General features: G+C 36.7%; 10 protein-coding genes and 1 pseudogene. 3 read left to right on the top strand and 8 right to left on the bottom strand.

Translation table 11 applies throughout. From position 1 onward, the window contains the following. Positions 1-115 precede the first annotated feature (115 nt). The 8 genes from ACRD62_RS21920 to ACRD62_RS21885 form a co-directional block, all read right to left on the bottom strand. Positions 116-1,393, bottom strand: a complete 1,278-nt coding sequence (locus tag ACRD62_RS21920; protein WP_430822230.1) for a sulfate adenylyltransferase subunit 1 — start codon at positions 1,391-1,393, stop codon at positions 116-118. Positions 1,394-1,421: 28 nt separating this feature from the next. After that, on the bottom strand, positions 1,422-2,327 hold the full coding sequence (gene cysD, locus ACRD62_RS21915; RefSeq protein WP_430822229.1) for a sulfate adenylyltransferase subunit CysD: 906 nt from the start codon (positions 2,325-2,327) through the stop codon (positions 1,422-1,424). Between the two features lie 174 nt (positions 2,328-2,501). Beyond that, positions 2,502-3,347 carry an enoyl-ACP reductase FabI gene (locus ACRD62_RS21910; protein WP_430822228.1) on the bottom strand — a complete coding sequence of 282 codons (846 nt, stop codon included), beginning with the start codon at positions 3,345-3,347 and terminating at the stop codon, positions 2,502-2,504. Positions 3,348-3,482: 135 nt separating this feature from the next. Further along, positions 3,483-5,138 carry a DNA repair protein RecN gene (recN, locus tag ACRD62_RS21905; RefSeq protein ID WP_430822227.1) on the bottom strand — a complete coding sequence of 552 codons (1,656 nt, stop codon included), beginning with the start codon at positions 5,136-5,138 and terminating at the stop codon, positions 3,483-3,485. A 3-nt stretch (positions 5,139-5,141) separates the two neighbouring features. After that, positions 5,142-6,038 (bottom strand): type IX secretion system protein PorD, encoded by an 897-nt coding sequence (porD, locus tag ACRD62_RS21900; protein ID WP_430822226.1) that lies wholly within the window; start codon positions 6,036-6,038, stop codon positions 5,142-5,144. A 26-nt stretch (positions 6,039-6,064) separates the two neighbouring features. Further along, positions 6,065-7,270 (bottom strand): bifunctional phosphopantothenoylcysteine decarboxylase/phosphopantothenate--cysteine ligase CoaBC, encoded by a 1,206-nt coding sequence (gene coaBC / locus ACRD62_RS21895; protein WP_430822225.1) that lies wholly within the window; start codon positions 7,268-7,270, stop codon positions 6,065-6,067. An 86-nt stretch (positions 7,271-7,356) separates the two neighbouring features. Then, positions 7,357-7,695: a DNA-directed RNA polymerase subunit omega gene (locus ACRD62_RS21890; protein ID WP_321408855.1), complete on the bottom strand. Its 339-nt coding sequence runs from the start codon at positions 7,693-7,695 to the stop codon at positions 7,357-7,359. 15 nt (positions 7,696-7,710) lie between these two features. Then, on the bottom strand, positions 7,711-8,541 hold the full coding sequence (locus tag ACRD62_RS21885) for an outer membrane protein assembly factor BamD (RefSeq protein ID WP_430822224.1): 831 nt from the start codon (positions 8,539-8,541) through the stop codon (positions 7,711-7,713). Between the two features lie 294 nt (positions 8,542-8,835). Here ACRD62_RS21885 and ACRD62_RS21880 point away from each other — a divergent pair, with 294 nt between their 5' ends. The 3 genes and pseudogenes from ACRD62_RS21880 to ACRD62_RS21870 all read left to right on the top strand — a co-directional run. Continuing rightward, entirely contained in the window at positions 8,836-10,089 is a 1,254-nt protein-coding gene (locus tag ACRD62_RS21880) for an aminotransferase class I/II-fold pyridoxal phosphate-dependent enzyme (protein ID WP_430822223.1), read from the top strand. 121 nt (positions 10,090-10,210) lie between these two features. Continuing rightward, on the top strand, positions 10,211-10,921 hold the full coding sequence (locus ACRD62_RS21875) for a class I SAM-dependent methyltransferase (RefSeq protein WP_430822222.1): 711 nt from the start codon (positions 10,211-10,213) through the stop codon (positions 10,919-10,921). Positions 10,922-11,040: 119 nt separating this feature from the next. Beyond that, positions 11,041-11,595: pseudogene (locus tag ACRD62_RS21870) on the top strand (hypothetical protein); the annotation flags it as partial.

Here is an 11,595-nt window from a genome sequence, read left to right as displayed (position 1 = left end):
CCTTTTAGGGGAGGTTTGGTGGGGTATAATGAAAGTAAAGTTACAATTTGAAAGATTCCTTATTTGCAGAATCACTTTTTGGACACCCTCCTCATATTTTAGTATCCTTTATAAACTATATAATCATACCTGCAGCAACTGTTTCGTTGGTTCCTTCATCAACCAAAATTAAACTTCCGGTAATTCGGTTTCTGCTATACGAATCGAAATACAAAGGTTTTGTTGTCCGTAGTTTAATACGTGCAATATCGTTCATACTAACATCTTTGTCTTCTTCATTCTTTTCAAGGGTATTGATATTCATTTTATATTGAATATCAGTAACCATTGCCCTGGCATCGGCTGAAGTATGACGAACAACATATTTACCTCTTGGAACCAGTTTACGTTCATTGAACCAACATATCATTACATCAACATCCTGACTAGCCGTTGGCTTTGAACCATTGTTAGATTTAATCAGCATATCACCACGGCTTATGTCAATATCATCTTCTAATGTAATTGACACCGATTGAGGTGCAAAACCTACCTCCAATGACTCATCCATCATATCAATGGTTTTAACCTTTGAAGTAAATCCACTAGGCATTACACTCACTTCGTCACCTAATTTAATAGCTCCTGAAGCAATTCGACCTGCATAGCCTCTGTAATCAGGCCAGTCAGCCGACTGAGGACGAATAACATATTGAACCGGGAAACGAAAATCTTCGTGATTAATATCACTGCTTATATGAATATTCTCCAACAAATACATCAAAGTTGGTCCATCGTACCAGTCCATTTTTGTTGATCGCTCAACCACATTATCACCTTTTAAGGCACTAATTGGTACAAAACGAATATCTTTTACTGACAATTTTGACGATACTGCATCAATATCAGCTTTAATCTTCTCAAAGGTTTCCTGACTATAATCAACCAAATCCATTTTGTTGATACAGAAGATTACATGAGGAATTTGCAGCAACGAAGCAATGTATGCATGACGTAAGGTTTGCTCTAAAACACCATGACGTGCATCAACCAAAATTAAAGCTACATTGGCAGTACTGGCACCTGTAACCATATTACGGGTGTACTGAATGTGTCCCGGAGTATCGGCAATGATAAACTTACGTTTGGGAGTAGCAAAATAACGATAAGCCACATCAATGGTGATTCCCTGCTCCCGCTCCGAACGCAATCCGTCAGTCAATAAAGCCAGGTTAACTTCTTCGTGACCTGAACGCTCACTAACGCGCTCGATAGCTTCCATTTGATCTTCGAAAATCGCCTTACTATCGTATAACAATCTTCCAATTAAGGTACTTTTCCCGTCATCCACACTACCGGCTGTGGTAAAACGCAAAAGCTCCATATCTAAATATCCTGATTCTTTTCCGGACATATTATTTTGTTTTTCTGATTTTACAAGTTTAGAAATATCCCTCACGCTTACGATCTTCCATAGCTGATTCTGATCTCTTATCATCAGCACGACCACCACGTTCAGTTGTACGGGTTGCTGCCACCTCTAAAATAATATCTTCAATAGTATTGGCAGTTGACAATGTTAAACCTGTACAGGTAACATCACCAATGGTACGACAACGTACGTCTTTCATTTCTAACTTCTCAGTATCTTTCAACGTCATACATGGCTCATTTGCCATCCACACGCCATCGCGGTTAAACACTTCTCGTTTATGTGTAAAGTATAAGCTTGGCAATTCAATCTTTTCCATGTAGATATATTGCCAAACATCCATTTCTGTCCAGTTACTGATAGGAAATACACGAAAATGCTCTCCCATATTTTTCCGTCCATTAAACAAATTCCAAAGTTCAGGACGCTGGTTTTTAGGATCCCATTGACCAAATTCATCACGGTGTGAGAAAAAGCGTTCTTTTGCTCTTGCTTTTTCTTCATCACGACGACCACCTCCCATCGCAGCATCAAACTTATTGTTCTCTATTGCATCAAGCAAAGTAACCGTTTGTAATTTGTTACGACTGGCGTTAAATCCTTTTTCTTCAACAACTCTTCCCTGATCGATTGAATCCTGAACCAAAGCAACGATGCACTTTGTTCCGGTTTCTTCCATAATCCGATCTCGGTATTCGATTGTTTCCGGGAAATTATGACCTGTATCGATATGCATCAAAGGAAATGGCACTTTGGCTGGCCAAAACGCTTTACGCGCAAGATGAAACATAACGATAGAATCTTTTCCACCAGAAAATAACATTACAGGATTTTCAAATTGGGCAGCAACTTCCCTGATTACGAAAATCGATTCTGCTTCCAATTCTTTAAGGTGATTTATCCGGTATTTATCCATGATAAGTTTTAAAATTTTCCTACTATAATTAAAGCCTTTGTCAGCTCAATGGCCGCTAGTTGCAAAAACGAGGCCAAATGTAGTGATAATAGATAGAATTTGAAAATTTAACGATATGGATTTCAGAAGGCAATACCTATAAAAAAAGGGTGCTTTCAGCACCCTTTCAGTATCTTAGTACATATCCTTTATATCGTTCTCATCGAAACTTTTGTTGTACTGTGTCATTGCCCTCAGACTCATACCCACATTTGAAAATCCTCCATCGTGGAAAAGATTCTGCATGGTAACCTTCTTGGTTAAGTCAGAGAACATGGTAATACAGTAATTCGCACAATCTAAAGCATCAGCGTTACCCAGTGGTGACATTCGCTCTGAGAAGTCAATTAAACCATCAATACCTTTAACACCGCTACCGGCAGTAGTTACAGTTGGAGATTGTGAAATAGTATTCACACGCACTTTACGTTCGCGTCCGTATATATAACCGAAGCTACGTCCGATCGATTCCAACAATGCTTTTGCATCAGCCATATCATTGTATCCATAAAAGGTACGTTGCGCAGCCACATAGCTTAAAGCCAAAACAGAGCCCCACTCACTAATAGCATCCATTTTGAAACCAACCTGCAACATTTTGTGGAATGAAATAGCAGAAATGTCAAGTGTTTTTGTCAGATAATTATAATCAAGGTCATGGTATACACGTTTTTTACGCACATTCAATGACATACCGATTGAGTGTAAAACAAAGTCAATTTTACCACCTAACACTTCCATTGACTTAGCAAATACGTTCTCAAGATCAGCAACATTTGTTGCATCGGCAGGAATAATTTCAGCATTTAATTTTTTACCTAGCTCCACAACCTCTCCCATACGACAGGCAACAGGTGTGTTCGACAAAGTAATCTGGGCACCTTCTTCTACTGCCCTTTCAGCCACTTTCCATGCAATAGACATGTCATTAAGTGCTCCGAAAACAATACCTCTTTTTCCTTTTAAAAGATCAAATCCCATATCAGTTTATTTTTGAGCGCACAAATATATAGTATATGTTGCACTTCACAAGTTACATTTTAATTATTTCAACATTGTTCAGCTTAAAATAACAAACAGATTTCATTTTAGTTCTTACAATTTATGAAGCTCTGTTCAGTTTTTCAATAGAGAACGAGCGTTTTTCATTGCTTCATCTGTTAAAGTGGACCCACTTAACATTTTTGCAACCTCTACAATACGCTCTTCGTGCGAAAGTTTTTTTATCTGAGAAACAGTAGTATGTTCATTATCTGTTTTAAAAACTTTATAATGATGATGTCCTTTTACAGTTATTTGAGGAAGATGTGTTATACTAACTACCTGCATCGCTTTTGCCATTTCCGACATAATTACACCCATCTGATCAGCTACCTCACCAGAAACACCAGTATCTATCTCATCAAAAATGATAGTTGGTAAGGCTTTAGCTGATGACAATAAAGATTTAATGCTCAACATCACTCTTGACATTTCACCACCTGATGCCACCTTACTGATAGCCGAAGGAGTACCGTTTTTATTTCCTGAAAACAAGAATTCAATTTGATCTACTCCATAAGGCATATACTCTTCTGATGAAGTCATCTGAACCACGAAATTTGCATGGGGCATACCTAATGAATGTAATTGTTTTTCAACAGAGGTTTTAACAATCGACAATACTTTCTTTCTTGACTCAGTTAACTTGATTGCCTTTTCTTTCAGTTTTTTCTCAACTTCCATTAATTGCTTTTTCAACTTATCCAACTCATCATCAAAGAAATTAATCTTATCTAATTGCGATTGAAGATCATCTTTTAAATCAATTAATTCAGAGATAGTCTCAAGGTGATGTTTTTTCTGAAGACTGTAAATCAAATCTAAACGATCCTGAACTTTTTGAATTTGCAGGGGATCATACTCAAGATCTTCTACCCTGGCATCCAAATCCTCAGCGAGATCTTTCAAATCAAGGTATGCCGATTCAATTCTTTGAGCAACAGCCTCACCATCGTGCAAATATTCCTCAATTTTATGAATCTTATTTAAGGAATCCCGCAAGGAATCAACCACTGTTTTTGGTTCTTCGTTCAAAACACCCACCACCTCAGCCAGGTTCATTTTTATTTCTTCAACATGAGAAAGCTCCTGAAGCTGTTTTTCCAGTTCTTCCAACTCACCATCAACCAACTTTGCTTCATCTAACTGACTGAACTGAAACTGCAGATAATCCAGATCATCTTTCTGCTTATTATTTTCCTCAATTAACAGTTCAATCTGCCTGTTTAGTTGTTTGTATTCCTTATATTTAATTAAATAATCCTGCTGTAAGAGTTTATTATTAGCTACGGAATCAACAACCATACGTTGAAAACCTACATCATCGAGTAATAAATTCTGATGCTGCGAATGCACATCAATCAGTTTAGAACCAATATCTTTTAAAAACTGCAGGTTTACAGGAGTATCGTTAACAAAGGCCCTTGATTTACCAGTTGGTAAAACTTCGCGCCTGATAATGGTAGATTCCTCAAAGTCAACATCATTGGCCTCAAACACTTCCTTTAATCCATTATTACCAATAAAAAACTCACCTTCAACCACACACTTTTTTTCTCTGTTTAACAGAGCTGTTAAATCACTTCTGCTACCCAAAATCAGCGAGAGTGCCCCTAACAAAACAGACTTACCCGCACCAGTTTCTCCTGTAATGACAGTTAAACCATTTTCAAGGCTGATATTAACCTTATCAATAAGTGCATAATTGGATATCGACAGAGACTTGAGCATATTTTAGTTACTGCTTAACTTTTCGTATTTCTTACTATTTCCCGGATCAACCTCCTGAAGAACTTCAATTACTTTGCTTTTCTCCATAGAGAATGATTCTTCAAAAATTTTAACCAATTCATCGCTTTTTGCTGTAAAAAACACTTGCATAAAAAACGATCCTGGCCGTTGACGATAAACCTTCTTTAAATCTTCCAGGCTTTTTAATATTTCAGCCCTTCCTTCTTCCGGTTTATCATTCATCATATCCAAACCTTTACGATGGTAGCTATAAACACACTGACGCAAAGGACGATGATATTCATTTAATATATTCTCGGTTAACCAATATCGGTTGCGCTGACTCTCAAAAGATTTCCATGCCGAATAACTTGATCCTTGTGCCTGATTTACAATTTGCTCAGCTTTTTGGAAATACTCGGTTCCTCCATTCGGTGAGAAGGAGTCGTAATCCATACCAAGGATGATATAGGCATAATAAGCTAAAACACCCACCAGGTTAGAATCAAAGGCATTAGGATTAAAAATAAGAGGTTCAAATTCAACATATTTAAAGTTGAGATCCACATCCTGATGATTAAACAAAACAGTATAATAAGATGAGTTATAAACCGGGCGACGAGCCTGAATCTGAATGGATCCTTTGAATTCATCCACCGAAACCATTTCAGTAATGTTAATCATTATATTACAGTCGATGCGTTCTTCAGCTTTAAAAACATCGCTTGTCCAGTTCTGATTATTCATAAATTCCATGATAGCCTTCTGTAACGTTTCAAAAACCTTCTTATTCGATCCTTGAACACTTGGAGATACTACCTGCACAGCACATTGCAATTCCTGTGCATTCAGATGAATACCCACCATAAGAAGAAACATCACAACTATAACTCTCAACATAAACCAATTTATTAATTAGCACTTGATTATTCCATCAAACTCTCAATCTCATCAACTATATCATTCGCCACCTCTACTTTTGATTTCAACGGAAAATCTTTCTTATTATTTTGTTTATTGATGATTGTAATTTTATTAGTATCCACATTAAAACCAGCTCCACTATCCTGCAAACTATTTAAAACAATCAGATCCAGATTTTTTGAATTAAGTTTTTTCAATGCGTTTTGTTCTGCGTCGTTTGTTTCTAATGCAAAACCAACCAAAAACTGATTTTCTTTCTTCTTCTCACCGAGTGCTTTTGCTATATCAACTGTTGATTTTAATTCAATGGTTAATGTTTCAGACTTCCGCTTCATTTTCTGATCAGCTTTAACAGCCGGAGTATAATCAGCTACAGCTGCTGACATCACAGCAATTTCACATCCTGCAAAAACCTTTTCGCAAGCTTTGTACATATCAGCTGCACTTACAACATTAATTCTGTCAATATTTGGATGATTGCAACTAAGACTGCTTGGTCCTGTTACCAAAACTACTTCAGCCCCTCTACACGCCAATTCTTCGGCTATTGCAAATCCCATCTTACCAGATGAGTAATTTCCAATAAAACGCACAGGATCAATCTTTTCATGAGTAGGCCCTGCTGTAACCAAAACTTTCTTACCTGCTAGTTTTTTAGACGCTTTTTTTTTAAAGTACGCCTTTAGCTTTTCAACTATCTCTTCAGGCTCAGCCATGCGCCCCTTTCCAACTAATCCACTTGCCAGTTCTCCAGAACCGGGTTCAATCAAAATATTTCCATAAGATTGAAGCGTCTCCATATTTCTGGTTGTGGACGGATGCGTATACATATCCAGGTCCATTGTTGGAGCAACAAAAACCGGACATTTAGCCGACAGATAGGTTGTAATTAACAAATTATCTGCAATGCCATTAGCCATTTTCCCCATAGTATTGGCTGTAGCCGGGGCTACAATCATAGCATCGGCCCAAAGACCGGTGTCCACATGACTATTCCAATCTCCATTTTCAGGATTGTAAAACTCAACCAATATGGGGCGTTTCGATAAGGTTGCCATGGTCAAAGGGGTAATAAACTCTTTCGCCATTTTTGTCATCAAAACCTGTACTTCCGCACCCTCTTTAACTAACAAACGTGTTAAATGAGCACATTTATAGGCAGCTATACCGCCTGATATACCCAGAATAAACTTTTTTCCTTTTAGCATACCCTAAAATAAAAAAAAGATAAAAGAAGTTACAATCCCCTTTTATCTTTATTTTAATATCATTAAAAACCGGTTGTTAATACAAACTATTCTCCGGCTTCCGTTTTTTCCGGATTGCGATGGTAAACATTACCTTCAACAAACTCCTGAGAGGCAATACACACTGGTTTTGGTAAACGTTCGTAGAAACGAGAAATCTCAATCTGCTCACGGTTTTCAAAAACCTCTTCAAGATTATCAGTATATGAAGCAAATTCCTGAAGTTTCTTATTCAGTTCATCCTTCATTTCTGCACTGATTTGGTTAGCTCTTTTAGCTATTACCACTACCGACTCATAAATATTACCAGTTGGTTCTGATAAAACATTTTTATCCCAGGTAATGGTCGAAACCGGTGCGTTTGTCTTTTTGTAATCAATTGACATATCTACTCTGATTTATTATACTTCTTCTTTTTTATACCCTGTTAACATATCTTCTGAATCATTCAGAATCCTTTCTGCACGTCTCTTATACTGACTTTCAGGAAACTCGTTAATAAACGTGTAGTACTCATCTATTGTTTCCCTGACTCTCTCCTCTTTCTTCTCTTCAACACTTTTAACTGCTTGAATATACTTTGATTCAAGAATCAAAAAAGATAATTCTTCTCTATATTTTGTATCAGGAAATTCTTTCAAACTATTCTCAGCAGCAATAACTGCAGACATATAGTTGTTTCCCATATAGTCTCCAAGATCGTAATACAATTTCGCATTTAAATACGATTTATATACCAACTTATCACGCAGCTCATCCATCAAACGTGTGGCTTCCTCTACACGCGGACTATTCGGATACATATTAATGAATAATTGAAATTCCTGAATAGCCTGTTCTGTAGGTGTTTGATCCAAACGAGGTTTTGGTGACATATTATAATAGGTGATTGCACTCATATACAGGCACTCCTCTGCCTTATCACTCGCTGGAAAATTCTTTACAAACTCCCTATAGTAATGCCCTGCAGATAAATCATTATTCATACCATATAAACAGTTGGCATAAACATAATTTAATTCTTCCGCCCTATCAGTACCCCTGTAAATATTAACAAGTTGACTTAATAAGGTAGAAGCCCTTGTATAGTCTTCCTGCTCGTAGTAACTCAGTGCTTCAGTGTACCACAGTTCATAATCCTGACTTTTTAATAACTTCTGATATTTACTGCATCCGCCTACAAATAAGCTGGCAATCACTAAAATCAGCACAGATAAGTTTCTTAATCTCATAAAGTTTTACTAAATGTTTTTTCTAAAATTCTTTAGGACGATTAAAAAGAATGGTATTTAAACATCATGCAAAGATATACTTTACATTACAACCTCACAATACTTAAAATACTTTAGTCACAACAAAATAAATACCCACTTTTACCCCCTTCCACCTAACTACCAGACATTAAGCCTCAATAATCACTTCTAAATAAACAATTGAAGCTATATCTGTTTAGATTTTTTTAACGTGATTTTTTCTCAATCAGTATCAAAAACATTACATTTGCCGAAATTTTAAAGCTCAGTAACGTGGACATTTTCGATAAGATCAAAGCACACATGGGTCCTTTGGGCCAATACGGTAAGGAAGCTCATGGATATTTCATGTTCCCAAAGCTGGAGGGAGAAATAAGCCCAAAAATGAAATTCCGTGGTAAAGAAGTTCTAACCTGGAGTTTAAATAACTATTTGGGTTTAGCAAACCATCCGGATGTAAGAAAAGCTGATGCTGACGCAGCGGCAGAATACGGAATGGCTTACCCAATGGGTGCCCGTATGATGTCGGGACACACCAGCAAACATGAAGAATTAGAAGCTCAATTAGCTGAATTTGTTGGTAAAGAAGATTCATATCTTCTAAACTATGGATATCAGGGAATGGTATCTATTATTGATACATTAGTAAGTCGCAAAGACGTTATCGTATATGACTCAGAGTCGCATGCATGTATCATGGATGGTATCTTCCTTCATAAAGCCAAAGGGGGCAAAAGCTTTGTTTTTGCTCATAACGACATGGCTAAGTGTGAGAAAATGCTTGAATTCGCCACTAAGAAAGCAGCTGAAAACGGAGGAGGTATACTTGTGATTACCGAAGGTGTTTTTGGTATGGCTGGAGACTTAGGTAACTTAAAAGATATTGTTAAGCTTAAAAAGAAGTTTAACTTCAGAATATTAGTTGATGACGCTCACGGATTTGGAACCATGGGTAAAACAGGAGCAGGTGTTCCTGAACACTATGATGTAACAGATCAAATTGACGTTCATTTCAGCACTTTTGCCAAGTCAATGGCTGGTATCGGTGGTTTTGTTGCAGGTAGTGAAGAAGTTGTAAGCTATCTACGCTACAACCTTCGTTCACAAATTTTTGCAAAATCTTTACCAATGCCAATGGTAATGGGTGCTCTAAAACGTCTTGAGATGCTTCGCGATCAACCAGAACACAAAGCTAAACTTTGGGAAGTTGTTGATGCTCTTCAATCTGGATTAAAGAAAGAAGGATTCAACCTTGGTAAAACAGAATCTCCCGTTACTCCTGTATTCCTTGAAGGTGATGTACCTGAGGCAACTCAATTAACAATGGATTTACGCGAGAATTACAACATTTTCTGTTCTATTGTGGTTTACCCTGTAATACCAAAAGATCAGATCATGTTACGTATTATTCCTACTGCTGCTCATACTTTGGAAGATGTGGAATATACCATCAAAGCATTCTCTGAGGTTAAAGAGAAATTAAAAGCAGGCAAGTACAAGTCTGATAAAATTGCAAACGTATTGTAATAAAATTCATACATTCACAAAAAGCCAACTCTAAAAGTTGGCTTTTTTTATTCTCTAAAAACTAATAAACCGACCCCTAAGTTGATATTTTTGTATTTTTGCATCCTAATAACAAACTAATATGCAAAACGATCCTATGGGACAGGCCGCTCTTGACTACATGAGTGGTAAGCGTGAACTTTCAATCAGGGTAAGATCCAACATTGCAGAAGATGACTTTATACCGGTTGATTATTTGTTCAGATCGTTCAATCAAATGCCTGAGATTGAACAAAAGGCTTTAATGCTTTGTAAAGGTTATGTACTGGATATTGGTGCCGGAACCGGAAGTCATGCTTTATACCTGCAACAAAAAGGTTTACAGGTTGATTGCATTGACACCTCAGAAGGATGTAAGGAAGCAGCTTTACAAAGGGGAGTTACCTCATATTATCAAGCCGACTTTTACCAATTCGACACAAATAACAAATACGACACGTTATTATTAATGATGAATGGCATTGGACTAGCTGGTAATCTAAAAAATCTGGATCAATTTCTACAAACATTAAAAAAACATCTCAATCCGGGAGGACAAGTAATGCTTGACAGCTCTGATTTACGCTACTTATTTATTGATGAAGACAGCTACATGATGGTACCCATGGAAAATTATTACGGTGAAGTTATTTATACTATGAAGTATAAGAACCATAAAACCCAACCTTTTCCCTGGCTTTTTATAGACCCTGCCCTACTGGAAGATAAAGCTATTGAAAACGGTTTTACATTCGAAAAACTATTTGACGGGCCCCATTATGATTATCTAGCAAAACTTATACTTAAACCATAGGAATTAATGTTTACCAATATATATTATTAATTCATCAAAACATTTCAATAAGTTAATCCGTATAAACTCAAAGTTTTAAATTTGCATTACACACTATAAAGGTTCAAAACACAACCAGAATGAAAAACATATACACATTAATTATTGCATTAGCATTTTTATTGATAAGCCATTTAGCTTTTGGGCAAAGCTATATTTCAGGTTATCCAACTGTAACAAATATTACAACTGGAGGTTGTGATTTAAATGTAGGTGCAACTGGAGGAACCTTTTATAATCACTACTATGTTGTAATCCCAACGTCATCGACCCCACCAACAATATACCAAGTTAAAGCAGGCACAGATGGTGACGATAACCCAATTACTCAATCTGGCAGTTTTTTTTCTCCTCCCGATAACATTACAACACAATCAATTAATGGACTTACATCTAATACATCATATACAGCATATTTTGTAACTACTGAATACTTTACCTCTATTGATATTGAAACAGATAACCCAACTCAAATTTCATTTTCCACATTAGCAGATCCACCCTCTGTATCAATTTATGATCCTTTAAATGATGCCACTAATGTTACGGCAAGTCAAAGTCTTATCTTAACTTTTGATCAAAATATACAATTCGGAGCAACTGGACCTAGACTATACATTAATAATGCTGATAAT

It is taken from the genome of Carboxylicivirga caseinilyticus (genome assembly GCF_050589785.1).
Lineage (GTDB): Bacteria > Bacteroidota > Bacteroidia > Bacteroidales > Marinilabiliaceae > Carboxylicivirga > Carboxylicivirga caseinilyticus.
The sequence above is the reverse complement of the archived record's forward strand: the minus strand, read 5'-3'. Positions and strand labels throughout refer to the sequence as shown.